The sequence below is a fragment of the Microvirga splendida genome (assembly GCF_016427565.1).
GTDB lineage: Bacteria > Pseudomonadota > Alphaproteobacteria > Rhizobiales > Beijerinckiaceae > Microvirga > Microvirga splendida.
The window spans coordinates 37,829-63,338 of the sequence record NZ_JAELXT010000020.1; the positions used below are offsets into that span (position 1 = coordinate 37,829).

Below are 25,510 nucleotides of genomic sequence, written 5' to 3' on the forward strand. Positions count from 1 at the left end.
CCTGAGCATTGGCCCGGCAATGACACCCATCAACCAGCCGGTCCGCGCAATGCGGCATGGCATGTTAAGGAGAATACCATGTTGAGCTTCACAGTGCTGTTGTGGGCAGGGCTTGTGACGGTGCTGCTTGCGGCGGTGATCGGATCCATGAATGCGGGACGCTACGTGAGGAAGCCGGCTGTCGTGCGGGTGGTGGCTAGGACGAAGCCGAGCGCCTGGCGCAGCAGGAATGAATAGGCGTCACTGCTTCCGCCAAGGTTGTCGGTCACGAGCAGGGTGGCGTTGCGCCCGCCATCCGACCGGGACCGGTCATTCCCCGCGGCTGAGCTGCCGGAGCGCAATCTTTCGGGCGATGCTCTCCACCGCAAGGGTGAGCGAGCGCATCAGCTCGGAGCCTTCACGGTAGTCGGTGGGCGCAAGGTTCTGGACACGCCGTTTCGGGTCCACATCCTCCATGCCGCGCCATTCCTCGGCTTCATCGCTCTTGTAAACGCCGAGGGCGAGACCGCCTCGGTCGTGCAGGAAGCGGAACACGGCCATATCGCTGCTGCCGTCGCCGGCATAAATCACCTGATCGAGGGGGACATGCCACGTGTCGTCGGGTACATCCTGGTAGACATGCGCCGGGGCATTCGGCCCTGTCGGCTCAAGCCCCTTGCACAGAGCCAGGATGTAGCGGACCTTTTCCGGATGGGTGACGGTCACCATGGGAAAGTCCAGTTCTCCCGTTCGCTCGTCGAAATGGAGCTTCGTGCCCCACAATCCGTCGATCTCCCGCGCGATCCTTGTGGCGGCCATCACGTCGTAGAGCCCCGAGCTGACAACATAGAATTCGAGGCCCACATCCTGCGTCACCTCGCGCGCCGTGCGGCGCAGGGACTCGAACATGTCCGGCACGCCCTCGTAAGGATCGAGATCACGGCCGACCTCCTCCACAAGGTCCCGCGTGATCTTCACATCGCCCGACCGGGACAACTGGGCGAGGGCGTAGGCCTTCGCCAGGATCTCGTCCCAACCCTGCTTACGGAGCGGTTCGACGTGATCGCGCTTCCAGGTTCGGGGATCCACCCCGCAGCGGCGCACCAGGGCGTCGAGGGTGCCGGGAGCGAGCGTCAGGTCGAAGTCGAAGATGAGCGCCATGCGGCCGTGGGAATTTTCAGTTGCGGTCGTCATGGCGGCTCCTCATGCGATCACGTCGTGAAAGGAGCAATACACCTGTCACGCCTGGCTGGAGCAACACCCACAAAGCCGGAAATGTTGCGCTTGAAGACTGCATCGGCCGAAGGGATTCCGTACGGCGCCGGACGCTCCGGTGGGTTCCTGCCTACAGCGGACCGAGGCCTTGTTCTTTGTCCATTGCCGTACGGATCGGGACGCCCGTTCGGATCCACCTGTCGTCTTGCGGCTTTGATCCAGGGTCGGGGGCGGCACAGGAGGTGACTATGCGCGGACGATCACTTGCGGTGCTCACGGCCGCGATCGTGGCAGGCGGCTCGACGGTCGCGCTTGCCCAGGGCGGCCAGAGCCCGTCAACTCAACAGCGGCAGCAGGTAGAGACGACCGGAACCGCCGCGCCGGGCGCTGAGCGGGCCTTGGATCTGCGGGAGCTCAACTCTCCCATGGTCGATCCGGGGCTGGTGGAGCCGGGGCGGGTGCGTGAGTACCTGCAATCGCGCGGCTTCTCCGACATCTCCAACCTGCGCCGGGACGGCACCTTCTATACCGGGACAGCACAGTGGCGCGGACAGCGGACGGACATCAGGGTGGATGCGCGCAACGGCTTCATCATCGAGCCGGAGCAGCACCTCCAGAAATAGCACCGGCAATCGGATCTCCGCTGACCGGGGGCAATCGACAGACTCGGGGTTCCGGCATCGTCCGCCCGGGGCTCTGTCAGCGTGACCAAACGGCGGCCACCCGGTGACAGAGCCGAACCTGAGGAATGCAAGACACCGAAGGCTGGTGACCATCGCAGCGCGCGCGGGCTATGGCGCTCGGGGAGCGCTGTACCTGGCGATTGGTACGCTCGCCTTGCTGGCAGCCCTCGATCTGGGCGGGGATCCTGTCGGCACGCGCGGCGCCTTGCGGGTGCTGTTCGCTCAGCCGTCAGGTTCCCTGCTCCTCGGCGGCATCGCAGTGGGGTTTGCCTGCCTTTGTGCCTGGCGGCTCATTCAGGCCGCGATGGATCCCGCCGGATACGGCCGCGACCTGAAAGGGCTTGGCATCCGGATCGTCCTGGCAGCAAGCGCGCTTGTCTATGGCGGAATTGCCGCCTTTGCGGTCGGCCTCATGCTTCGGTGGCAGGATGCCGATCTGGTTCCTCGCAGTTCCGCCGTGACGGCATGGTTTGCCTCGATCATGGCGGCCCCGTTCGGCCCGTGGCTGGCAGGGGCCTTCGGGCTGGCTGTTATCGGAACGGGGGTCGCCAAGGTGATCAAGGCCTGGCGGGCCGAATTCGACGAGCACCTGGAATGCGAGGATCATATCCGGCTCTGGGCGGTTCCGGTCAGCCGGTTCGGCCTGACCGCGCGCGGCCTTCTGTTTCTCCTGATCGGGGGATCCATGGTCTTGGCCGCCTTCCAACTGCAGGCCGACCGGGCACTTGGGCTCGCCGGGGTGCTTCGATTGCTCGAACACACGCCCTATGGCTGGATTCTGCTCACTGCTGCAGCGTTCGGGCTCGGCGCTTTTGGCGTCTTCGGGCTGATCGAGGCCGTGTACCGCCGGATCGACGTGAAGGACATCGACTGATCCAGCCTCCGCATGCGGATAAGCGGTTTCATGGGATGTGAATGAAGTGGCAAATAATAGATCATACTATAGCCAGCTGTCGTAGAAAGTAGATCGTGAGTATCTCCGTACGCTAGCGAACGGAAGGGGCAGTTCGAAGGGATATACCGGCCGTCGACCGCATTAGCCGTGTCTGAGCGCGGATGTTCTGCTCGATGATTACGAGCATGCGCGCCGGTAACCAGCATATTCGACACAGAGGAGGCTTTCGATGAAGCTACGTAATATTTCCCGTATCAGCGCCTATGCCTTCGGTCTCGCCCTGGTGGCGGCTCCCGTGAGCGCCGCAGAGTTCGGCATGTGGGATGCGGACCGCGATGCCGGCCTGAACAACAGCGAGTTCCGTACCGGTTTCGAGAAGGCCGGCGTGTTCAACGAGTGGGATGCGGATAGCAACGCCGCCCTGACCGAGAGCGAGTTCGAGACGGGTCTGGGTGACAACGCAACGGCGTTCAACACCCGCTTCGGCGAAGATGCCTTCAACGAATGGGACGTGAACAACGACACCCGGCTGACCGACAGCGAGTTCTACGATGGTGTTTATGCGTCTTACGACGAGAACAACAATAACATCATCGAGGAGCCCGAGTTCGGCGATGTCGGCGACGACATGGGCGATGGCGGTCTCTGGGACGTCTAATCTCAACAACGGTGAGGCGGGGCTTGCCCCGCCTCCACCAATTGTTCGTCGAGCCTGAACGCAGGCGATCTCCTGCCGACAGAAGACGCGTAGGAAGCGCCATGATCCTATCGTCGGCCGTTCGAAGGAGATCCCAGGACCGGTGTCAGCTTCTCTTCTCGAATTCGGAGGCGGCGATCTCCCGGACAGCCCTGTCCGCATAGAGCTGAAGTTCGGCTTTGTCGCCCCGGGAGAAGACACGAGGTTTCGTATCGATCAGGCACAGGGCGCCGAGCCTGACGTTCTTGAGGAAGGTTAGAGGGGCTCCCGCGTAAAACCGAATGAAGGGAGTGCCGGTCACGAAAGGATTTTCCTTGAAGCGGTCGTCCGCCAAGGTATCGGCGATGACGAAAACCTCATCGCTTAAGATCGTGTAATTGCAGAAGGCTGCGTCCCGCGGTGTTTCACCAGGATCCATGCCTTGCGCTGCCTTGATGCGCTGCCGGGCTTTGTCCAGCAGGGTGAGCGTGCAGATCGGGACCTCGAAGTGCAGCCGTGCCTCTTCGCAAATCCGATCGAGCGCAGGATCGGCCTTTGCATCGAGCGCGCCGGTTTCCAGGAGGATCTGCAGGCGCTCCTCCTCGTTCGCGCCGGTGGGGAAAGGCATTGCTCTCGATCCTCGGTGCCTCATTCCTGAAGCATGCGCTGCGGGAAGGCTATCGTCGCACGAAAAGTCGGTTTATTCAGCCGGCCGAATCCACTTCAGAGCGGACGCAAGCTACTCGCATCCCGGTTATAAACCGTCTGCGTTAATCAGTTCCTATGGCGGAGCCTCGTCGGATCCGGGTTGTCGTTCTTTCGAGAGGGCATGCTCGACCTCGTGCCATGCTGGTTTTCTTCGAATCGCTCGGTCGTAGAGGAGCGGCCGCTGCGGGGCGCCGTCGGGCCGCGGGCGGAAGCCGTTCAGCCAGGTCCGGTCGTCGGACAGGCGCCATGTGCTCACGGCGAGAACCTCGGTCTCCTCAAGGACGAGATCGAGATAGGCCCGGTAGGTGTCGGCCACGATAGCGTCGCGCCGCCTCCGGTCGCGGGGGCAAAGGTGATCCGAGACATCCAGTTCGGTGATCATGACGGTCAGGCCCATGGCCCGAACCTCCCGGAGGAAGGTTCGAAGCTCCGGGTGATTTCGCGGCTGCTCCAGGGCGGTCAGGTGGGACTGGATGCCCAGGCAGGCTATCGGGGTGCCCCTGGACTTTTCCCGCTCGAGCAGGGCGAGCATCTGCCGGCGCTTGTCCTCGGCCGCCGGTGAGGCGTATTCGAGCCCCATCTCGTTGAGAACGAGAATGGCCGCCGGGTCCAGGAGCGAGGCCTGGTGAAACGCGGTCTCGATATAACCGGGGCCGAACGCCGAGAGAAATGGCGTCTCGCGCAAGCTGTCCGCCCTGCCGTCGGCAGGCTCCAGCGGTTCGTTCACCACGTCCCAGGAATGCAGCCGCCCGGCATACCGGGTCACCGTCGCCTGCAAGTGGTCCATCGCGGCTTCCCGGAACCGTTTCTCAGGCTCTGTGCGAAGCGCGGGAGGAACGGACTCGTGCCACCAAAGCGTGTGCCCGTGAACCGCCAGGGCATTGGCCAATGCAAAGGAAACCAACTCATCGGCGGCCGAGTAGTCGGGGAAGCCGGGATTCGGGCATACGGCATCCCACTTCATTTCATATTCTGGCGTAACAATAGAGCAATCACGCAGAATTGCCCGGGTGAGAGGTTGTGCCAGAACGTCGGAGGTGCATACAGCGGTGCCGAAAAGCAGGCCGTTTTGAGCAGCGGCGCTCGACAAGCCGCCCATCCTTTGCTCATGGTGCATATTCATCCCTCGCCCGCGAACACTGTCACGGGTCCATTTCAGCTTAACCGATACCGCCGCAGCCCCCTTCTATGAAGATCCGCCACATCCTTTTGATCCTGACAGCATTCCTCGGGGTCGCCCTGCTGGTTGCCGTCGCGCTCCAGATTCGCGACGAATTGCGCGAGTACCAGACAGCGAAGAGGATGGCGGCCTCAAATACCGTCAGGGAGCAGCTTCTGCTCGGGACGGATGCCCTCGAGAGTGAGCGCAGTCAGACCTACGTGCGGCTGATCGGACAAGGGAAGGAAGCTGGTGCCCTGGAACTGCGCGAGGTGCGGCGACAGGTGGACGACCTGTTGAACACAGCCGAGCGCGAGATCGTGGCCGCCGGGGGGGGGCTGACGAATACCGACAGGAGCTTGGCCACGCTGTCCCGCATTCACCGGGAGATCGAAACCCTACGGGAGCAGGCAGACGGCTTTCTCAGGCCTGCTGATGGGATGAGAAGCGAAGAATTCGCTCCGCGCTGGTTCCAGGAGGCCACCCGCCTCGTGGGGGAACTGCAATCCTCCCGGATGACCATTCTGCAGCAGGAGAGACCACTCGATCCGGTTCTGAGGACCGAGGCCAATCTGAGGGCTTTTGCCGCCATCCTCAGCGAGAGCATTGCCCGCAACCAGGCGCTGATGAGCCGCGCTCTCGCAAGCCCATCCAGTGTCGGGTCCCTGGAGATCGACGCCATCAGCCAGAATGCCGGCCGTGCGGAACTCGCCTGGGAACTTATCGACGGTCAGCTGACCGTGCCGCTGAGCGAGAGCGTCAGGGAAAGCGTCGCGAGAACTCACGAGAACTACAGCACGACTTTCGCGCCGCTTCAGAAATCAATGCTGGCGGCTCTCCTCGGAAAGGTGCCGCCCTCGCTCGGGCCGGAAGAGTGGTATGGGCTGACCGAGATGGCGCTGGGCAACATCGCGCTGATGCAGCGGGAACTCCTGCGCAGCTCGCGGGAGCGGCTCGAGGCGGAACTCAGCCGGGCACGGCGGTCCGTCGCCCTGTGGTCGGTCCTGCTCCTGCTGGGGGCGGCGGCCGTGCTCGTCAGCATCCTGGTGGTGCGTCGAAGGGTCGTCCGGCCCCTGGAGGGCCTTAGCCATGCCATGCTCAGGCTGGCGGACAACGATCTGGAGACGCCGCTGCCTCGCTCCTCGCGAGGGGACGAGATCGGCGAGATGAACGATGCCCTGCGGGTCTTCAAGGCCAATGCCATCCAGCGGCAGAGGACCCAGAACGAGAAGCAGGTCCTCCATGCCCGCCTTCGGGAGGCCTATGGGCAGCTCCAGAAGGATCTGGAGGCTGCAGCCGTCATTCAGCGGACGATGCTGCCTCCGTCTTCGCGGCTCGACGGTGTGGAGTATCACGGTCTCTTCCGCCCCTCGAGCCACATCGCCGGCGACACCTATAACGTGGTGCGGCGCACCGATGGCTCGGTCGGATTCTTCCAGGTCGATGTGGCCGGCCATGGAGCGGCGGCGGCGCTGGTGTCGGTGGCCTGCCACCATACGCTTTCGCAAGCGATCCTGACCAGGACCCAGGGAACGCCCCTGGAGGAAATTGCAGTCCAGATCAACGAGGAATGGCCAGAGGACCTGCCGTATTTCACGATGATCCTGGGGGAGATCGACCCCCGCTCCCGGCGCGCCAGCATCATCCAGGCGGGGCATCCCTCGCCCCTGGTGATCCGCTCCGACGGCGCCGTCGAGGTGATCGGCGAGGGGGGCTTTCCGGTCGGGATGCTGCCCGCCGCCTCATACGACAGGCTCGAGTTCGATCTCGATCCGGGCGACCGGCTGTTCATCTACTCGGACGGGCTTGTCGAGGCGGAGGGCCAGGACGGCGAACAGTTCTCCGAAGGCCGCCTGCGCACCCTCGTGCGCGAGGCCGCTGCAGATCCAAGCTCCGTTCTGCTGGGCCGCCTCGATGATGTCTTGCGGAACTGGCGGGGCTCTGAAACCTTGGACGACGATTTGAGCGTTCTCATGCTGGAGCGCTTAGCCGAAAGGATCCCTGCGAATGCTGTCCACTGATCTACGCGATAATATTCTCGTCGTCCGGGTTGAGGAGAAGCGGATCGATGCCAGCAAGGCTCCGGCGTTCAAGGATGAAATGACGCGGTGCATCGACTCCGGACAGAACCAGATCGTTCTCGACCTGAGCTATGTTGATTTCGTCGACAGCTCCGGCCTCGGGGCTCTCGTCAGCTGTCTCAAGCGCCTCGGGCCAAGGGGAAGCCTGGCGGTCGCGGGCGCGACGGGAGCGGTGAGCCGCCTGTTCACCCTGACGCGGATGGACCGGGTTTTCGTCCTTCATCCGAATGTGGATGCCGCAGTCGAACAGCTTTCCGCCTGATCCATCACTGCCAGAGCGCAGAAAGAGCCACGATGGTATCTTCCATCAGCCTCTCCATCGATAGCGACCTCGACAAGGTGTCGCTCCTCGCCCGCGCCGTCCGGGCCCTCTGCGAGGACCTGCTCGGCCCCGACGATCAGGACGCCGTTGAACTCAGCCTCGTCGAGGCCATCAACAACGTCATCAAGCACGGATACCACGGGGAGCGGGGCAAGGACGTCCAAGTGGCGGTCGGGCTTCAGGCCGATCAGGTGGTGATCGAGGTCATCGACCATGCTCCCCCCATGCCCGCTCAGGTGCTGGACAAGGCCCCGGAGGATACCTTCGCGTTCGACGAGGCGGATCTTGCCGATATCCCCGAGGGCGGCATGGGTCTGGCACTGATCCGCATGAACATGGACGAGGTCGAGTACCATTCGGGCGATTCCGAGAACCGCCTGCGCATGGTCAAGCGGATCGCTCCCCGTTCGCAGTAAGCCTCGGCCTTACGGAGCCGAGGCGAGACTGGCGATCCGGTCCTGCAGGGTCGGGAAGGCGACCGCCGCATTTCCCAGGGCTGACATGAGCACCGGCGGGATGTCGCCCGTCTGCCGTTCCATATCGGCAATGACCCTCTGAGCCCGCGCCAGGCCATCCTCGGGCTTCAGGATGCTGAGCTGAACCGCGGAGGCGAGGGAGGACAGCAAAGCTGCCCGCGCGGTCGCAGCGTCCGGTTCCGCGGCATAGATCTCTTCCGAGCGTTGAAGATTGGCTCTGACCCTTGCGTCGATTGCGGGGGAAATCACCGGGGGAGCGTTCCTCTGTCGCGCAAGCTCGGTCGCAACGCGGCCCTGGATGCGCGCTTCCGTATCGAGGGTCTCAAGATAGATGATGAACCCGGTCGAGACCGCCAGCGCAATGATGAAGGTGATCTGGCCTCGCGCGTTGAGAAGGCCTGTTCTGAAACCCAACTGTACGTCTCCGATGCAAACTGAAGGTCTTATTGTGCGGCGAGTGGGCCTTCGACGATGGGGGCCTCATAGACCGGGTCAGGCTGCCAGAATGCGGCCCGGATCATAGGGATCATCGAAAGGGCATTGCTGGTTCCCCACAGGGTGTTGGCGATCATGGCTCCCAGCGTATAGCCCTCGCGTCCGAGAGTGAAGGACATCCAGCCCCAGAGAAGACCTGCGGTCGTCAATGCCACGAGGGCCATCTGCCATCGCACCAGACGGGGATAGAAGCCGATCTGCCTGTCCTTGGGGGTTACGGGAAACGAGATCTTGCGGCCGCGGACGACAGCCCAGAGCGCCTGAAGATTCAGCGGGAACATGGCAAGATACCAGGCGCGGCCTTTGGAATTCGAGTTCCCCCACATGGCAACCAACTGCGACAGCTCGTTGAAGAGTAGGAATGGCGCAATGTGAACGAAGAAATCCAGCGAATACCCGGCGACCGGGGCAACGCCGGAGAACAGGAACACGATGGGGGAGAAGAGAAAGACGATGTTCCACAGGGGCGCCAAGTACGAATAGAACGTCGATCCGTACATGAGCTTCTGCGGCAGCGTCAGCCCGCGCCGCAGCAGCGGATTGTCGTGGGCGAGGATGTCCAGGGTCCCGCCCGCATACTTGAACCGCTGGATCGTCCAGCTCAGGAGGTCGTTCGGGGAGAGCATCTTGGCCTGGACGACCGGATGAAGCACGGATTTCCACCCCCGCTCCCTGTCGCTGTGCAGCACGATGGAGGTGTAGATGTCTTCCGAGACGTGGAACTTGTAGGGCTGGAACTCCTCCTCAAGCGCGCTCTGCCAGCGCATGACGTCGCTGATCGAGTCGGAGATCGCCTCCTCTCCGGTGAGCTGGCGTGCGGCCCGCTCGTTGCGCCCGGCCGCAGCGGCGACCTGATCGGACCATTGCCGCAGCGCGGCCTCCATGACAGCCTCCCGTCGATGGATCGAACCGGCCCCGCAGCAGAAGCTGGCATTGGCCCAGTTCCGACGGCGCAGGATGACGTCGAAGAAGAGCTGGGGGTCGTTCGCGAACGGGTCCTGTCCGATCTGCACGGGGCCGAAGATCCCCTCGAAGGCTCGTCCGAGCCCGCGCCCGACGCCTCCGAGCCATTTTCCGAGCGCCGCCGGCAGCGGGACGCCGGGCGGGACGTCATAGAACCATTGCGGCGTCTGCACCCAGGCGACTTTCGGATCCCGGAAGTAGCCGAGGGTCTCCTCCAGGAAGGTCGGAAAGGGCCGCATATCCGCATCGCAGATGAGGATGAAGTCGCCCGACGTGGACGCCATGGCGTTTCTCAGGTTGCCGGCCTTGAACCCGATATTGTCCGAGCGGGTGATGTAGTTCGCCCCTTCTTCGCGGGCCACGGCCTCCATGGCCGGCCGCTTGCCGTCATCCAGCACGTGAACCTGCAGGTTGATCGGATGTGGATAGGTGAGCTTCCTGGCGTCCTGCAGTCCAAGCCGCACGAGTTCGGGGTCTTCGCTGTAGGTGGCGAAGAACACGTCGACCGCCAAAGGGCGGTCTGGCATGTCCGGATCGTCCAGGCAGTCGCGGATGCTCGCCGGAAGGCGGCCGGGGACCGGCGACTTCGCCGACCAGAGGTTCACGGTGAAGAGAACGAGACCGATGAAGGAGCCCGTTTCGGCGATCAGCAGCGGGATTGCAAACCACAGGGCGTCATAATTGATCGAGGCAACCCAGCGCCATCCGATGTACCACGTTCCAAAGACGAGGCTCGCGACGCAGAGGAACTGCCATATTGTTTCATGTAGAGGCGAATATGGCAGTGGAGTCCAAGGGACTTGATCTTGGAAACGGGAGGAGGGGCGGGACAAGCAGAACGTCTCCGAATAAAGTTTAAACGCCAAGCCTCTGGCTCAGGGAAGAAAGTAGGTTATTTTCCGGGAAAGGAAGTTAGGTGAGGCGATGCTGTCGCCGAATCCAATCTTTACCCGCCATAAGGGCAAAATCCAGATACTGCCCCTCCTGAAGTTGTGATTCGAGATCCTCAGACGATGCATCAGCGTAGGCTTGCCCTTCGTATTCGGTTCGCAAGCCTTGCTTTCCTCTGTGGGCTCGGGCTGGGCGCGTCACCGTCCCTGGCCCAATCCGCCCAGGACCTGCTGGAGCAGGCCCGTCAGGCTGCCTCCACCAATGACAACCGGGAGGCCGCCCGTCTCTTCGAGCAGGCCATCGGACTTGCCCCCGAGCGTCGGAACGAGCTCCTGCTCGAATATGCGGATCAGATCGCCTATTCCGGTCGCCCCGCCGATGCGGTGCCGCTCTATCGCGAACGTCTGGCCGATCCGACCCTCGACGCTGCCAACCGGAAACGGGCGGAGCGCGGGCTGGCCTTCGCTCTCCTGTGGAGCGGCCAGTTCCCCGCCGCCGTCGCGGCTCTTGAGGAGGTGTTGCGGGCATCCCCGGAAGACGCTCAGGTCCGGCAGGGATTGGCGGAGGCTCGAACCGGCGCCGAGAGAGGCCGCGCACAGGCGGGGCAGTCTTCCCAGACTGCGCCATCCCAACAAGCGCCGGCCGCTCCGGCCTCGCCCGCCGATGCCGCCATTGCGGAGGCCCGGGAGGCGGCAGGACGGGGCGCCAACAAGGAGGCGGTTTCGCTGTTCGAGAGAGCGATTGCGCTCGATCCATCCAGGCGAGGGCAGGTCGGCCGCGAATATGCCGACCAGCTCGCTTTTTCCGGAGAACCGGGCAGGGCCGTTCCTGTCTATCGCGAGGTTCTCGCCCGCCGGGATCTGTCCGCGGCGGAGCGTCAGCGGGCGACCCGCGCGCTGGCATTTGCGCTTCTGTGGAGCAGCCAGTTCCAGCCTGCGATCGAGGCTTGGGGCGACATCCTGAAGGCGGATCAGGGCGATGCGGAGGCGCGCAAGACGCTCTCCGAGGCCTATGTGGGCGCCGCCCGGCAGGCAGCCGAGCGCACCCGCAACGCCGATGCCGCGGCTTCCTTCCGCAAAGCCATCGAGACCGCTCCGCAGCGGCGTCAGGAACTCCTGCCCGAATATGCCGATCAGGTTGCCTATTCGGGCAATCCGGCTGGCGCGGTGCCCCTGTACCGGGAGGCCCTGCGCGATGGCCAGCGCCCCGAGGCGGAGCGCCGGCGGGTGCGACGCGGCCTTGCCTTCGCGCTGCTCTGGAGCAACCAGTTCCGCGAGGCCATTGCCGCCTGGCAGCCCCTGTACCGGGAGAACCCGCGCGACGAGGAGACCCGCAAGGCATTCTCGGATGCGCTCGTGGGTGCGGCCCGCCAGGCCGCGGGTCAGACCCGCAATGCGCAAGCCGTGAACCTCTTCGAGCGCGCGCTGGCCGTCATGCCGGGACGACGCCGGGAGCTGCTGCGGGAATATGCCGAGCAGGTGCTCTATGCAGGCCAGCCGCTCAGGGCCATTCCGCTCTTCCAGGAGGTGCTTCAACGGGCCGATCTGAGCGCGCAGGAAAGGCGCGATGCTCAGCTCGGCCTCGCCCGCGCGCTGGCCTGGAGCGGCCAGCAGAAGCTCGCGATCCCGGTTTTCAGCGAGATCCTCGCGTCGAACGCAAGTGACGTGGAGGCCCTCATCGGGCGAGGCAACGCCCTCAACGACATCACGGACCACAGGGCGGCCCTGACCGATTTCGAGGTGGTGCTCTCGCTCCAGCCCAATAACGTCGAGGCGATCCGCGGCGCTGCGACGGCCGAGAGATCCATGGGGCTGCCGAGCGCCGCCCTGGCCCGGATCGAGCCCCTTATCGCCAGCGGCGACCGGAATCCCGCCACGCTGTTCATCGCCGCCCAGGCGCGGCGGGAGATGGGGCGTCCGGATCTGTCTGAGGATTATGCGAAGGCCGTACTCGTGCAGAAGCCCGGCGATGCCGGCGCCCTGGCGCTTCTCGACCAGCTCTATCTTGAGCGCCGGCCCCTGACCCGCATCGAAAGCTGGTATGCCCGCCGCTCAGACGATCTCGCCATCTGGTCGCTGCAGGCTTCCCACGAGCTGACGTTCAACGATGGCCTGACGAAGTTCGGGCCTCAGGCCCGCTTCATGCGCTATCGCGGCGACGATTTCCCGGGCGTCGACATGTCCAGCATCGGCATCGCGGGCCTGCACAGGTTCGGCGACCATGTGGAACTCAAGTCGTCGCTGTTCCTGAATCTCGAGGACGAGTCGCGGCGCAATCGTCCAGACGGAGAGGACGATCAGGACGTTACCCTGACCCACGACACCACCTTGAGCCTGATCCCGTCCGACGTGTTCCGGTTCGACCTGAACCTGATGCGGCGCTACGCGGACGAGAACACCCGCTCCATCGTGAACGATGTTCTGGCGAACGATTTCGGCTTCAAGGTTTTCGTCACGCCCGACAATGCGACCCGTTTCAGCGCCCAGGCGATCTACAGCCACTACTCGGACGGCAACGAGCGGGCCTGGGGGCAGGTGGAGTTCGCCAAGCGGTTTACGGCCAACCCGTATTTCTGGCTCGGCGCCCGCTACACGGCCTTCGATTTCGCGGAGGTCGTCGACAACGGATACTGGAATCCCGACCGCTACCAATCGCTGGAGGCGAGCGTTCATTTCTACGGCCCCTTGGCCGAGGGCTGGTGGTTCGATCTTCAGGGGGCGGCTGGATATGGCTGGAGCGAGCCCGGCGAAGGCGGCTTCGTGTCCTATGCTTCTGCACGCCTGAACTACGACTTCACCTCGCAGGCGACCTTCGCCCTCTATGCAAGCCACCTCGTCTCCTATGCGCGCTCGTCCGAGAACGACGGCATCCCCGATCTCGGAGACGACGAGCCATTCAGCCGTTGGTCCGTGGGAGGGGAACTGAGGATCCGGTGGTAGGCAGGCGGCTAGGGAGCTTCGCCGCCGCTCCCGAGCCCCCAGCCCTTCCTACAGGATTTTTCGCCCTATCCCTCGCACATGGCTGCGGAAGCGCCTATTTTCGCCCCATGACAGACTCACGCGACTGGTTCCCGTCGGACGAGGAACCCAATCCCATGCGGGCCGCTCAGGCCGGCATGAAGCCCACCCTGCCGAAGCGCTTCTACAAGGAGGCCGGCGTCGAGGAGCGGGATGGCCTGTTCCATCTGACCCTCGACGGCCGCACGGCGAAGACGCCGAGCAAGCAGCCCCTGGCCATGCCGACGCGGGCGCTGGCCGAGGCCCTGGCGGAGGAGTGGCAGGGGCAGGGGGGCGAGATCGATCCCTCCACCATGCCGGTCACCCGCATCGTCAACTCGGCCATCGACGGCGTTGCGCCTCGGAAGGCCGAGGTGGTCGACGACCTCGTCCGCTATGCCGGATCGGACCTCGTCTATTACCGGGCCGGCGAGCCCGAGCGTCTCGCCAAAGCGCAGGATGCGGCCTGGAGCCCGGTGCTCGACTGGGCGAGGGATGCCCACGGCGCGCACTTTGCCTTAGGCGAGGGCGTGATGCATGTGGCGCAGCCGGACGAAGCGGTCGCGGCCATCCGCCGGGCGGTCGAGCAGATTGGCTCGCCGTTTGCGCTCGCCGCCCTGCACGTCATGACGACCCTGTCGGGTTCGGTGCTCATCGCCCTCGCTCATGCGGCGGAGCATCTCGATGTGGATCAGGCCTGGGCCGCCGCCCATGTGGACGAGCTCTACCAGGAGAGCGTCTGGGGCGAGGATTACGAGGCCATGGAGCGACGCCGCCGGCGCGAGGCCGATTTCCTGGCCGCCTCCCGGGTTTATCGGCTGACGCAGGCATGAAAAAGCCGCCGGCGCGACAGCACCGGCGGCTCAATTCGTTGGAAATCAGCCGCGCTGGAAGCTGATTCCGCACTTCTTCTGGATCGAGGCTGCCTCGATGGCCTGCATCTGCCCCTTCAGGTTGGCGAGTTCCGCCGTCTTCGCATTGTCGCCGCCCACGAGGAAGGCGGCCGGCCAGAAGATGACGACGGCGGCCGTCGTGGCGACCGCATCCTTAGTCCGCTGAGAGTCCTGGGCGCCTGCGGCGGCGGCGGCCGCGCTGCTGACCCGCTGAGCCTCAAGGCTCAGTTCCTTGCAGTTGTAGCTCTGGTAGGTGACCGGCGACACATAAGCCGCTCCGACATCCTCCGAGCGGCTCGCGCAGCCGGCCGCCAGAAGCGAAAGGGATACGGCCAAAGCCGCAAACTGGGTAGTCTTGTTCATGTTCAGCCCCGAGGTAACGTAACAACATAAATGTCCTACCTTGCTCCGGTCCCCCTGTGAAGTGCTGTGGAGCACACACCCATAGTGGGATTTTGACGCTGGCACGGCTGTGCTAAGCGGGGGATCATTTTCCCGGGAGTCAGGGTCCAGCCATGAAAGATATGCTCGAACGGCTTGAGGAGCGGCGCGCGCAGGCCCGCCTCGGCGGTGGCGAAAAGCGCATCGAGGCGCAGCACGCCCGCGGCAAGCTGACCGCCCGGGAGCGCATCGAGCTCCTGCTCGACAAGGGCTCCTTCGAGGAGTTCGACATGTTCGTCGAGCACCGCTCCACCGATTTCGGCATGGACAAGGCCAAGATCCCGGGCGACGGCGTGGTCACCGGCTGGGGTACCGTGAACGGCCGCACCGTGTTCGTCTTCGCCAAGGACTTCACCGTCTTCGGCGGCTCGCTCTCCGAGGCCCACGCCCAGAAGATCATCAAGGTCCAGGACATGGCGCTCAAGATGCGCGCGCCCATCGTGGGCCTGTTCGATGCCGGCGGCGCCCGCATCCAGGAAGGCGTGGCGGCGCTCGGCGGCTATGGCGAGGTGTTCAAGCGCAACGTGGTCGCCTCGGGGGTGATCCCGCAGATATCCGTGATCATGGGGCCCTGCGCGGGCGGCGACGTCTATTCGCCCGCCATGACCGACTTCATCTTCATGGTGCGCGACCGCTCCTACATGTTCGTCACCGGCCCCGACGTGGTGAAGACCGTCACCAACGAGACCGTGACCTCGGAGGAGCTGGGTGGCGCCAAGGTCCACACCACCAAGTCCTCGGTGGCCGACGGCGCCTACGACAACGACGTGGAGGCGCTCCTGCAGGTGCGCCGCCTGATCGATTTCCTGCCGGCCAACAACATGGATGGCGTGCCCGAGATCCCGAGCTTCGACGATCCGGCCCGCGTCGACGACAGCCTCGATACCCTGATCCCGGACAATCCGAACAAGCCCTACGACATGAAGGAACTGATCCTGAAGGTCGTGGACGAGGGCGACTTCTTCGAGATCCAGGAAGCTTACGCCCGGAACATCATCACCGGCTTCGGGCGCATCGAGGGCCGCACGGTCGGGTTCGTGGCCAACCAGCCGATGGTGCTGGCCGGCGTGCTCGACTCGGACGCCTCCCGCAAGGCCGCGCGCTTCGTGCGCTTCTGCGACGCCTTCAGCATCCCCATCGTCACCTTCGAGGACGTGCCGGGCTTCCTGCCGGGCACGGCGCAGGAATATGGCGGTCTCATCAAGCACGGCGCCAAGCTGCTCTTCGCCTATTCGGAAGCCACCGTGCCGCTGGTGACGGTGATCACGCGAAAAGCCTTCGGCGGCGCCTATGACGTCATGGCGTCCAAGCATATCGGCGGCGACGTGAACTACGCCTGGCCCACCGCCCAGATCGCCGTGATGGGCGCCAAGGGCGCGGTGGAGATCATCTTCCGCCAGGACATCGGCGACGCGGACAAGATCGCGGCCCGCACCAAGGAATACGAGGACCGATTCATGTCACCCTTCGTGGCGGCCGAGCGCGGCTACATCGACGAAGTGATCATGCCGCATTCGACACGGCGGCGGATTGCGCGGGCTCTGGCGATGTTGCGGCACAAGGAGACGGAGCGGCCCTGGAAGAAGCACGACAATATTCCGCTCTGACGCGTCGCGATCTCACTCTGGAGAAGGCCAATGAGACCGGGGCATGTTCTGGCGACTTTAGCTTCGGTGCTCATTATTGCAGCATCGTCTAGATTGAGTGCTGCTAATGTGGAAGAAATCGTCCTCGACGGCCAAACCTATACCCTGGTAAGGCTTTCCGAAGATGAGATCAAGCAACTCATCCCCGAGTTCGAAGCTGAGATGAAGGAACGGAAGCTTCCAGGCCGTATCGTTCAGTGCATCTCCGGAATCGATCTGCCTGTCGGAACTGCGTACTGTGTCCTGAGAAACGAAGATGTCTTAACCACCGTTCAAATCTGCAAAGATTACATGGTAGGACATTTCAGCGTTTCCCCCGTCGACGTTACCGCCGCCAGTATCTGGAGTTTAGCAAATTTCGTTAGGAAAAATTGCTACGGCGGATAAACAGCCAGCTCTCGACCGCTCCTGGCTTTCCACCGCTATTCAAACGATCGAGCCGGCTTTCGCCGCTTGTCGGATACGCATCTGCTGCGGGTGCCCGGAGCGCATTGATGGGGAAACGAGAGGTTCACTATGGCAAGGTGATCACGGCCGGGCAGTACACCAACGTCGATATCCGCTTTGAAGGCGAAACGCTAGCTGTCATCGATCAAATTCAAGTAGCCCATTGATTGAACCGAGACGATGCTTGATGGAGGCTCTGCTTTACACGCGTCAGAGCCTATATGATCCCTTTGAGCCTCTCCAGCCGCATCACAGGGACATGGTCAACGTCGCTCCGGGCATTTACAGCTTCCTATTTGGCTCGGGTGCTGAGGGGGTGTACCGCTCGGCGACCTCATCAATGAGTCGGCAGTTTCCGAGTCGATCTCAAGAAGATAAGGGAAAAGTTCCTCCGGGTGTTTCCAGCTTACGGGCCCATTCCTGTTGCTGCGCGCGCGTTTCTTGAGCACGGGCGATGCCTACGAGGCTGCCGCAGCAGCCATGGACGTAACGGCGAAAAGCGCGACGATGCAGCTTCGCACGGGGATTCCTTTTGAGTTCGAGAGGCCAAAGCAGGAGCTGAGTTGAAGGCCAGCGCCCAGGTTCCCGCTCGTCGAAACCAGCATGCGCGGTGCTCTGTCACGCCTGCCTCTGAGTCGCTCATTTGTGATACCCGCTGACGGGCCGAATCTGTCTCAAAGAGTTGATGATGATCCTCGGATCCCTTAGCCGTTTCCGGCGTTGTGCCGTCACCTAAAAACTCAGAGGATCGGGAATGCACGCCAACGGCGGCCGCAACACGGTAATCGATTTCTGGCGTGGACTCGTCCTCGTCATCATCTTCGTCAACCACGTTCCAGGCAACATTCTGGAGAACCTGACGCCGCGCAATTTCGGCTTCTCCGACGCAGCCGAAGCCTTCGTGTTCATCTCGGGCCTCTCCGTCGCGCTCGTCTATTATCCCCGTTTGCCCAAGGGGGATGTTCTCGGCGTGGTCAGGCGCTGTTTTCGGCGCTCGTTCGAACTCTACCGCATTCACCTTATCATGACCGGCGCGGCGGTGGCCTTGTTCTCCGTCGGCTACGTGGTCAGCAACGACATCGGCATGCTGGAGGCTCATGGCCGCGGCGCCGTGTTCGACGATACCGCGCGCGGCATCACGGGCATTCTCCTGCTCGGCCACCAGTTGGGCTATTTCAACATCCTCCCCCTCTACATCGCCCTCATGCTCTGGGCGCCGGTGGCCATGATCCTCATGCGGATCCATGTGGCATTGGCCGCGGCCGTGTCCATCGGCATATACATGCTGGCGCGCGCCGACGTGCTCGCCATCCCGAGCTGGCCCGAGCCGGGGCGGTGGTTCTTCAATCCCTTTGCCTGGCAGCTTCTGTTCACGATCGGGATCTTCACGGGGGCCTTCCTGTCTCAGAAGGCTATGCCGTATCGCCGTGCCGTGTTCCTGGGCGCCGTGGTCTTCCTGGCCGCCGCGCTGGTCACCATGACGAACGGGTTCGGCCTTGCGCCTAACCTGCTCTGGAGCGCTTTCGTCAATTTCGACATCATCAAGAGCGATCTCGGGATCGGCCGCCTGCTTCACTTCCTGGCGCTGGCCTATGTGGTGACCCAGTTGCGCCTCGGGCAGGCGCTGCAGAAAACCGCCTTCGGAGCTGAGATGGCGCGCCTCGGGCGCAATGCCCTGCCGGTCTTTGCGGTTGGCTCCGTCTTGAGTGCCGGCGGGGAAGTCATGATGACGCTGGCGACCGTCAAGTCATCCGCTAGTCCGCATGTCGTGGGTATGGTATTCACCTTCTTCGGCATCTTCGCCCTTCTTGGACTGGCACGATACCTCGAATGGAAAAAGAAAGGCTCGACCGCTCCCAGACTGGAGCGCGCCGGACAATCTGGCCTCGTGTCGGTTTCACCCGGGCAACTTCCGCGTTAGCGTCCCTTCTCATTGTCGGCATGAGCTATTCCGCCCTGGCGGACGAGACGGGCTGTCCGGGCGCCAAGCCAATCCTTTCCGTTCAGGCCAAGATGGAGCGTCTGGCTTCGCGGCTGAAGAAAGGCGAGCCCGTTCGGATCCTGGCCATCGGATCCTCCTCCACCCAGGGCGTCGGGGCGTCCTCCCCGGCGTTTTCCTATCCGGTTCAGCTCCAAGCGGATCTCTCCCGGATCTGGAAGGGCACCGTCCAGATCGAGAACGCCGGAATGGGCGGGGAGACGATCCCCGAAACCGTTATTCGCCTCGAGGCTGCTCTTCGTAAAGCGGACAAGCCGGACCTGATCATCTGGCAGGTCGGCACGAACGACGCGGTCAAGGGTGGCGATGAGGGACGGTTCTCGGACCTCCTGCGGCAGGGGATCGATGCAGCGCAGGCCGCCGGCGTCGAGGTTCTCCTCGTCGACCAGCAGTATTTCCCTGCCATCAAGGATCTCGGCCGCTATGAGCGGTTCGTCCGCCTCGTCGGGACGACAGGAGCCGCCGAGCAGGTGCCGGTGTTCTCCCGGTATCAGTTGATGAAAGCCTGGGGCGAGAGGTCGCCGGACATCCTGGGCGCCATGCTCTCGAGCGACGGCTTCCACATGGGCGACCGCGGCTATGACTGCATGGCGCAGCTGATCGCCCAGAGCCTCCACGCCATGGCAGAGCCGGCCGAGTCCTCTTCGCAGCCCGCTCTTTCGGCCGCCGTCAGTCCCTAGGGCAGGGAGACAGAGGCCATTGCGCTGGTCCTTTGATCTCGGATAAGGCGTCTTGGTGAACAGCGCCGACCGGATGGTCCGGCTCAGGCGCCTCCCGTGAGGCTCATCGAGAACATGCCCATGACAGCCACGTGCAATCGCTCCTGGGTCTCCACGGCCATCCAGATCATCGAGGCGGATTTCAACCGCTCGTCGGACACGCATCTGCTGCGGGTGCCGCTGCCGGCGGTGCCGGGCGTCGAGCTGTATCTCAAGGATGAATCGACCCATCCGTCGGGTAGCCTGAAGCACCGGCTGGCGCGGTCGCTGTTTCTCTACGGCCTGTGCAACGGCTGGATTGGGCCGGAGACCACGATCATCGAGGCGTCGAGCGGCTCGACCGCCGTGTCCGAGGCCTACTTCGCCCGTATGCTGGGCTTACGCTTCATCGCCGTGATGCCGCGCTCGACCTCCGCCGAGAAGATCGCGCAGATCGCCTTCTATGGCGGCGAGAGCCATTTCGTGGATAGCCCCGCCGAGATGTATGCGGAGAGCGCGCGGCTGGCCGAGGAGCTGGGCGGCCACTACATGGACCAGTTCACCTATGCCGAGCGGGCGACGGACTGGCGCGGCAACAACAACATCGCGGAATCCATCTTCAGCCAGATGAGCCACGAGGAGCACCCGATCCCGAGCTGGATCGTGGTGGGGGCGGGGACCGGCGGCACTTCGGCGACGCTCGGGCGCTACATCCGCTACCGCCGCCTGCCGACCCGGCTGTGTCTCGCCGACCCGGAAGCGTCTGTGTTCCACCGCCACTTGGCGGACCGGCAGGTCTGCACTGTGTCCGGTCCGCCCTCGGTGATCGAGGGTATCGGCCGCCCGCGCTGCGAACCATCCTTCGTGCCGGAGCTCATCGACCGCGCCTACCCGGTGCCGGATGCGGCGAGCATCGCGGCCGCACGGGTTCTGTCGCGCCGCATCGGCCGCTCCTGCGGCGGCTCCACAGGCACCAATCTCTGGGCCGCTGCGCAGGTCATCGGAGAGATGGTGCGAAACGGCGAAAAAGGTTCCGTCGTGACGCTCCTGTGCGATTCCGGCGAGCGCTACCGCAGCACGCATTTCGACGATGCCTGGCTCGAATGCCGCGGCATCTGCATCAAGGCCGCCGAGGAGGCCATGGAGCGCTTCTTCGAGGCTGGGATCCTGGCCGCTTCCTAAGATGGGGATGGCCGGGACGAGCCCGGCCATGACGAGGTGGATGTCATCCCCGGCGAGCCGCAGGCGAGGGAAGGGGATCCATTTGCACGCTCAGCGCGATGGATTCCCTTCCCCTCCGCTGACGCTCCGGCCGGGAATGACACCAGGGAATCGGATGGTGTCTGCCTAGCGCCCAAACCACTGCACCAGCAACTGCAGATCCGTCTGCGACAGGTTGTGACCCGCAGGCAGGATCTCGTGCTGGACCTCGGCGCCGGATGTGGACAGGGACGCAGCCAGGCGCTTTGCATTCTCCGCCGGAATGATCGGGTCCATGGCGCCCGAGATCATCAGAACCCGCTTGCCCGCAAGGTCCACGTCGGGAGCCTGGGACAGCGGCACCATGGCCCGCAGCAGCGCCGCGCCGGCTAGCGCCTCCGGGCGTAGCATCAGCATGGCGGCGGCGATGTTGGCGCCGTTTGAGAACCCCACCGCGATGGGCGCCGCAAGCCCGTAGGCCTTGCGTGCCTCGGTGAAGAAATCCGCAAGCTCGTTGGCGCGAAACCGCACGTCCTCCTCGTCGAACACGCCCTCGGCGAGCCGGCGGAAGAAACGCGGAATGCCGTTCTCCAGGATCTTGCCGCGCGGAGACAGCAGGGCGGAGCCGGGGGAGATCATGCGGCCGAGGCCCAGCAGATCGTTCTCGTCGCCGCCCGTGCCGTGGAGCAGCAGGAGCGGCGGACGGGATCGATCCGTGGCGGGCTCGTAGCGGTGGATGAAGGACAGTTCGGTCATAGGGTGCTCCTGTCCCTCTCCCGTAGGGGGAGAGGGATTTTGTCTAGGCCAACTCGGGCAACCGGGCCTCAATGTCGCCTCGGCGCGGTTCCAGAAACGCCGGAAGCTTCAGCTCATTGCCCAGCCGGTCCTGCGCCTCGTCGGCGGCGAAGCCCGGCTCGTCGGTGGCGATCTCGAACAGGATGCCGCCCGGCTCCCGGAAATAGACGGATCGGAAGTAGTTGCGGTCCTTCTGCTCCGTGGTCTGGAGGCCGTGGGTCTCGGCGAGCTTTCGCACCATCTCGGCCTGATCGGCGTCGTCCTTTGCGCGGAAGGCCACGTGATGAACGGAGCCGCCCCCCATCCGGCCCGGCAGGAAGCCGCCGGCGCTGCGGATGTCGACTGTGCTGCCCATGAGCGCGTCCGTCCGATAGCGCACGAGGGAGCCCTCGCGGGCCGTCTCGCGGAAGCCGAACACGTCCGTCAGGATCGCGCCCGTCCGCTCGCCGTTCTCGACGAGGAGCGTGACGCCCTCCAGGCCACGGATCGCATGCTCCGCCGGAATGCCATCCGCTGTCCAAGCACCCTCGGCGTCCGCGTTCGGAATGCCGACGAGCGACAGGCTCGTGCCGTGCGGGTCCTTGAAGGTCAGCACGCTCTGGCCGAGGCGCTTCTCCACCTGACCATGCTCGATGCCCTGCTCGATGAAGCGGTGGGCCCAGAAGCCCAGGGCGCCCTCCGGTACGCGAAAGGCCGTCTCCTGCGTGGTGCCGACGCCGTTGCGTCCCGGCGCCACGTGCTCCCAGGGGAAGAAGGTCAGGATCGAGCCGGGCTGGCCGATTCTGTCGCCGAAGTAGAAGTGATAGGTGCCGGGATCGTCGAAGTTGACCGTCTTCTTGACCAGGCGCAGGCCGAGCACGCGGGTGTAGAAATCGAGGTTGCGGCGGGCAGGGCCCGCAATGGCGGTGACGTGATGAATGCCGTGGTGCCGCATGGGAGCGTTCCTTAACGGGCAGGCGCGGATTGCGCTGCGTTGTCCGGGAAATATGTACCATCGCGTGCCGATGAAGTGCGGAAAGGGCGACCTTGCGGGAATGCAAGGCGCTGGCAGCCTCACCGGCAAATCCGCGCAAACGTTAGGGATTTCGATCCGTCAAGAATCCGGCAACCAAAGAGTCTCAACAACGCTTAACCTCAACGGCGATTCAGTATGTCGTGTTAACGGTTTAGCCCTGCCGTCCATGTGAATGTCACCCCCGCACAAACGATCAACCGGCGTTGGGACAAGAATAGCCGGCGGGAGTCAGAACGGATGTTGAAGGATCAACTTCGCGATTTCATCGACAGAGCCACCGAGAGGGGCCATGTCGGCAATGATGACGTGGCGATGCTCCAAGACGAGATCCTCTCCGATGGGATCGCGAGCCGTCTCGAGGTCGAGTCCCTGCTCGCCCTCGACCGCATCGTCACCGCCGGTGAGGGCTGGGGAGCGGCGCTCACCAGGCTCGTCGCCGATTTCATCGTCTGGAAGCGCGCGCCCTATGGTGTGGTCGGCAACGACGATGCCCTCTGGCTCGCAACCCTCCTGGAGGTCAGCGGACCGTCCCCGAACGCCACGAATATCGCCTATGCCATCCTGGACGAGGCGGGGCATGTGGATGTGGCGCTCCTCGACTTCATCATGCGCGGACGCCAGCAGGCGAGGCTGTCCCAGATGGCCGCCTGACCGGCCTTCCGTGTCTAACGCTAAATGCTGATCCGGCCCCGCTTCCCCAAGGCACCGATGTGCAGTAACGGAGGTGGGGCTAACTTTTTGGTGCGCGCATCGTTCTGAGCGAAAAACCGGGGCCACTTTTTCGCACGATGCGCTGTAGGCTGGAGCGTTCGAGGGTTCATGTTCGACAAGATCCTGATTGCCAACCGGGGCGAAATCGCGTGCCGGGTCATCAAGACCGCCCGGCGCATGGGCATCAAGACCGTGGCGGTCTATTCCGACGCCGACCGGGACGCCCTCCACGTGGAAATGGCCGACGAGGCCGTCCATATCGGACCGGCCGCAGCAGCCCAGTCCTATCTGGTGATCGAGAAGATCATCGAAGCCTGCAAGGCAACCGGCGCCCAGGCGGTCCATCCGGGCTACGGCTTCCTGTCCGAGCGCGAGGCCTTCCCGAAGGCCCTGGCCGAGGCCGGTATCGTGTTCATCGGGCCGAACCCCGGTGCTATCGCCGCCATGGGTGACAAGATCGAGTCGAAGAAGGCGGCAGCCGCTGCCAAGGTCTCGACGGTGCCGGGCTATCTCGGCGTCATCGAAGGGCCGGAACAGGCCGTCACCATTGCCAACGAGATCGGCTACCCGGTCATGATTAAGGCCTCCGCCGGCGGCGGCGGCAAGGGCATGCGCATCGCCTATTCCGCAGACGAGGTGGCCGAGGGCTTTGCCCGCGCCACGTCTGAGGCGGCCAGCTCCTTCGGCGACGACCGGGTGTTCGTCGAGAAGTTCATCACCGATCCGCGCCACATCGAAATCCAGGTGCTCGGCGACAAGCACGGTAACGTGATCTACCTCGGCGAGCGCGAATGCTCGATCCAGCGCCGCAACCAGAAGGTCATCGAGGAGGCTCCGTCGCCGCTCCTCGACGAGGCCACCCGTCGCCTCATGGGCGAGCAGGCGGTCGCTCTCGCCAAGGCCGTGGGCTACGATTCCGCCGGCACGGTGGAGTTCGTGGCCGGCCAGGACAAGTCCTTCTACTTCCTCGAGATGAACACCCGCCTGCAGGTGGAGCACCCCGTCACCGAGATGATCACCGGCATCGACCTCGTGGAGGAGATGATCCGCGTAGCCGCCGGCGAGAAGCTGCGGCTGTCCCAAGCCGATGTGAAGCTCAACGGTTGGTCGGTGGAAAGCCGAATCTACGCGGAAGACCCGGTGCGCAACTTCCTGCCCTCCACGGGCCGCCTCGTCACCTACCGCCCGCCTCAGGAAGGCGAGCAGGACGGCGTCACAGTGCGCAACGACACGGGCGTGTACGAGGGCGGCGAGATCTCGATCTACTACGATCCGATGATCGCCAAGCTGGTCACCCACGCGCCGACCCGCCTCCAGGCCATCGAGGCGCAGGCGACGGCGCTGGACGCCTTCGCCATCGAGGGCATCCGCCACAACATCCCGTTTCTCTCGGCCCTGATGCAGCACCCGCGCTGGCAGTCGGGCAAGCTCTCGACAGGCTTCATCGCCGAGGAGTTCCCGCAAGGGTTCAAGGCGCCGGCGCCGGAGGGCGATGTGGCCCTGCGCATGGCGGCCGTGGGCGCTGCCATCGATCACATCCTGAACGAGCGCAAGCGCCACATCTCGGGCCAGATGCGCCCGGCCGCCAGCCTGCGTTTCGAGCGCGAGCGCGTGGTGCTTCTGGGCAAGGAGCGGCACGAGGTGACGGTCGAGGACGTCGATGGCGGCTTTGCCGTCGTGGTCAACGGCCAGGCCTGGCCGATCGTGTCGGATTGGGCGCCGGGCCAGCCGGTCTGGGCCGGAACGGTGGGCGGTGAGGCCGTTGCCGTTCAGGTGCGGCCGATCCTCAACGGCGTCGCGCTCTCCCATGCAGGCGCCTCGACCGAGGTGCGGGTTTATACCAAGCGCGAGGCGGAACTCGCCGCCCTGATGCCGGAACGGCTGGAGGCCGATACGGGCAAGCAGCTGCTGTGTCCCATGCCGGGTCTGGTGAAGGCGATCAGCGTCGCCCAGGGCCAGGAAGTGAAAGTGGGCGAGCCGCTCTGCATCGTCGAGGCGATGAAGATGGAGAACGTGTTGCGCGCCGAGCGCGACGGCACCATCTCCAAGATCCACGCCAAGGAAGGCGACAGCCTCGCCGTCGATGCGGTGATCCTGGAATTTGCATAAGGGCCAAAGCGCACCCG

General features: G+C 64.1%; 24 protein-coding genes. 16 read left to right on the forward strand and 8 right to left on the reverse strand.

Annotated elements, in window-relative coordinates; genetic code table 11:
* Positions 1-78 precede the first annotated feature (78 nt).
* Entirely contained in the window at positions 79-237 is a 159-nt protein-coding gene (locus JAO75_RS16995; RefSeq protein ID WP_199050327.1) for a hypothetical protein, read from the forward strand.
* A 72-nt stretch (positions 238-309) separates the two neighbouring features.
* Here JAO75_RS16995 and JAO75_RS17000 read toward each other — a convergent pair whose 3' ends face one another.
* On the reverse strand, positions 310-1,173 hold the full coding sequence (locus tag JAO75_RS17000) for an HAD family hydrolase (protein WP_199050328.1): 864 nt from the start codon (positions 1,171-1,173) through the stop codon (positions 310-312).
* 269 nt (positions 1,174-1,442) lie between these two features.
* Here JAO75_RS17000 and JAO75_RS17005 point away from each other — a divergent pair, with 269 nt between their 5' ends.
* The 3 genes from JAO75_RS17005 (at position 1,443) to JAO75_RS17015 (ending at position 3,430) form a co-directional block, all read left to right on the forward strand.
* Positions 1,443-1,817, forward strand: coding sequence for a hypothetical protein (locus JAO75_RS17005; protein ID WP_199050329.1), 375 nt, complete (start codon positions 1,443-1,445; stop codon positions 1,815-1,817).
* 145 nt (positions 1,818-1,962) lie between these two features.
* Positions 1,963-2,751 (forward strand): DUF1206 domain-containing protein, encoded by a 789-nt coding sequence (locus JAO75_RS17010; RefSeq protein ID WP_199050330.1) that lies wholly within the window; start codon positions 1,963-1,965, stop codon positions 2,749-2,751.
* 250 nt (positions 2,752-3,001) lie between these two features.
* A complete protein-coding gene (locus JAO75_RS17015; RefSeq protein WP_199050331.1) occupies positions 3,002-3,430 on the forward strand; it encodes an EF-hand domain-containing protein in 429 nt (142 codons plus the stop codon).
* 145 nt (positions 3,431-3,575) lie between these two features.
* Here the strand turns inward: JAO75_RS17015 and JAO75_RS17020 are convergent, their stop codons facing one another.
* Positions 3,576-4,076 (reverse strand): GAF domain-containing protein, encoded by a 501-nt coding sequence (locus JAO75_RS17020; RefSeq protein ID WP_199050332.1) that lies wholly within the window; start codon positions 4,074-4,076, stop codon positions 3,576-3,578.
* A 153-nt stretch (positions 4,077-4,229) separates the two neighbouring features.
* Entirely contained in the window at positions 4,230-5,279 is a 1,050-nt protein-coding gene (locus tag JAO75_RS17025) for an endo-1,4-beta-xylanase (protein WP_343234644.1), read from the reverse strand.
* 65 nt (positions 5,280-5,344) lie between these two features.
* Here JAO75_RS17025 and JAO75_RS17030 point away from each other — a divergent pair, with 65 nt between their 5' ends.
* From JAO75_RS17030 to JAO75_RS17040, 3 genes are read left to right on the forward strand one after another with little or no spacing between them, the layout of a single operon-like run.
* Positions 5,345-7,336, forward strand: a complete 1,992-nt coding sequence (locus tag JAO75_RS17030) for a PP2C family protein-serine/threonine phosphatase (protein WP_199050334.1) — start codon at positions 5,345-5,347, stop codon at positions 7,334-7,336.
* On the forward strand, positions 7,323-7,658 hold the full coding sequence (locus JAO75_RS17035; protein WP_199050335.1) for an STAS domain-containing protein: 336 nt from the start codon (positions 7,323-7,325) through the stop codon (positions 7,656-7,658). The genes JAO75_RS17030 and JAO75_RS17035 overlap by 14 nt, the downstream gene beginning before the upstream one ends.
* Positions 7,659-7,690: 32 nt before the next feature.
* Positions 7,691-8,134, forward strand: a complete 444-nt coding sequence (locus JAO75_RS17040) for an ATP-binding protein (protein WP_199050336.1) — start codon at positions 7,691-7,693, stop codon at positions 8,132-8,134.
* Between the two features lie 9 nt (positions 8,135-8,143).
* Here JAO75_RS17040 and JAO75_RS17045 read toward each other — a convergent pair whose 3' ends face one another.
* Together JAO75_RS17045 and JAO75_RS17050 are read right to left on the reverse strand one after the other, a co-directional pair.
* On the reverse strand, positions 8,144-8,608 hold the full coding sequence (locus JAO75_RS17045; RefSeq protein WP_199050337.1) for a hypothetical protein: 465 nt from the start codon (positions 8,606-8,608) through the stop codon (positions 8,144-8,146).
* A 29-nt stretch (positions 8,609-8,637) separates the two neighbouring features.
* Positions 8,638-10,179 (reverse strand): glycosyltransferase family 2 protein, encoded by a 1,542-nt coding sequence (locus JAO75_RS17050; RefSeq protein WP_199050338.1) that lies wholly within the window; start codon positions 10,177-10,179, stop codon positions 8,638-8,640.
* Positions 10,180-10,665: 486 nt separating this feature from the next.
* On the opposite strand from JAO75_RS17050, the gene JAO75_RS17055 reads away from it, so the two are divergent.
* On the forward strand, positions 10,666-13,482 hold the full coding sequence (locus JAO75_RS17055; RefSeq protein WP_199050339.1) for a tetratricopeptide repeat protein: 2,817 nt from the start codon (positions 10,666-10,668) through the stop codon (positions 13,480-13,482).
* A gap of 107 nt (positions 13,483-13,589) precedes the next feature.
* On the forward strand, positions 13,590-14,372 hold the full coding sequence (locus JAO75_RS17060; protein ID WP_199050340.1) for an ATP12 family chaperone protein: 783 nt from the start codon (positions 13,590-13,592) through the stop codon (positions 14,370-14,372).
* Positions 14,373-14,417: 45 nt separating this feature from the next.
* On the opposite strand, the gene JAO75_RS17065 is transcribed toward JAO75_RS17060, so the two are convergent.
* A complete protein-coding gene (locus tag JAO75_RS17065) occupies positions 14,418-14,795 on the reverse strand; it encodes a hypothetical protein (protein WP_199050341.1) in 378 nt (125 codons plus the stop codon).
* A gap of 152 nt (positions 14,796-14,947) precedes the next feature.
* Between JAO75_RS17065 and JAO75_RS17070 the strand changes: the two genes are divergently transcribed.
* The 5 genes from JAO75_RS17070 (at position 14,948) to JAO75_RS17090 (ending at position 20,845) form a co-directional block, all read left to right on the forward strand.
* Positions 14,948-16,480 carry an acyl-CoA carboxylase subunit beta gene (locus JAO75_RS17070; RefSeq protein ID WP_199050342.1) on the forward strand — a complete coding sequence of 511 codons (1,533 nt, stop codon included), beginning with the start codon at positions 14,948-14,950 and terminating at the stop codon, positions 16,478-16,480.
* 30 nt (positions 16,481-16,510) lie between these two features.
* Complete coding sequence (locus JAO75_RS17075; protein WP_199050343.1) at positions 16,511-16,906, forward strand: hypothetical protein; 396 nt, start codon at positions 16,511-16,513, stop codon at positions 16,904-16,906.
* Positions 16,907-17,720: 814 nt separating this feature from the next.
* Complete coding sequence (locus JAO75_RS17080) at positions 17,721-18,887, forward strand: OpgC family protein (protein WP_199050344.1); 1,167 nt, start codon at positions 17,721-17,723, stop codon at positions 18,885-18,887.
* Positions 18,888-18,907: 20 nt separating this feature from the next.
* Complete coding sequence (locus tag JAO75_RS17085) at positions 18,908-19,645, forward strand: SGNH/GDSL hydrolase family protein (protein ID WP_199050345.1); 738 nt, start codon at positions 18,908-18,910, stop codon at positions 19,643-19,645.
* 120 nt (positions 19,646-19,765) lie between these two features.
* Positions 19,766-20,845: a PLP-dependent cysteine synthase family protein gene (locus tag JAO75_RS17090; protein WP_199050346.1), complete on the forward strand. Its 1,080-nt coding sequence runs from the start codon at positions 19,766-19,768 to the stop codon at positions 20,843-20,845.
* Between the two features lie 165 nt (positions 20,846-21,010).
* Here JAO75_RS17090 and JAO75_RS17095 read toward each other — a convergent pair whose 3' ends face one another.
* Together JAO75_RS17095 and JAO75_RS17100 are read right to left on the reverse strand one after the other, a co-directional pair.
* Positions 21,011-21,619, reverse strand: coding sequence for an alpha/beta hydrolase (locus JAO75_RS17095; protein WP_199050347.1), 609 nt, complete (start codon positions 21,617-21,619; stop codon positions 21,011-21,013).
* A 43-nt stretch (positions 21,620-21,662) separates the two neighbouring features.
* On the reverse strand, positions 21,663-22,592 hold the full coding sequence (locus JAO75_RS17100; protein WP_199050348.1) for a ring-cleaving dioxygenase: 930 nt from the start codon (positions 22,590-22,592) through the stop codon (positions 21,663-21,665).
* Positions 22,593-22,910: 318 nt separating this feature from the next.
* Between JAO75_RS17100 and JAO75_RS17105 the strand changes: the two genes are divergently transcribed.
* Together JAO75_RS17105 and JAO75_RS17110 are read left to right on the forward strand one after the other, a co-directional pair.
* Positions 22,911-23,324 (forward strand): hypothetical protein, encoded by a 414-nt coding sequence (locus JAO75_RS17105; RefSeq protein WP_199050349.1) that lies wholly within the window; start codon positions 22,911-22,913, stop codon positions 23,322-23,324.
* A 168-nt stretch (positions 23,325-23,492) separates the two neighbouring features.
* Complete coding sequence (locus tag JAO75_RS17110) at positions 23,493-25,493, forward strand: acetyl-CoA carboxylase biotin carboxylase subunit (protein ID WP_199050350.1); 2,001 nt, start codon at positions 23,493-23,495, stop codon at positions 25,491-25,493.
* The last annotated feature ends 17 nt before the right edge of the window (positions 25,494-25,510 follow it).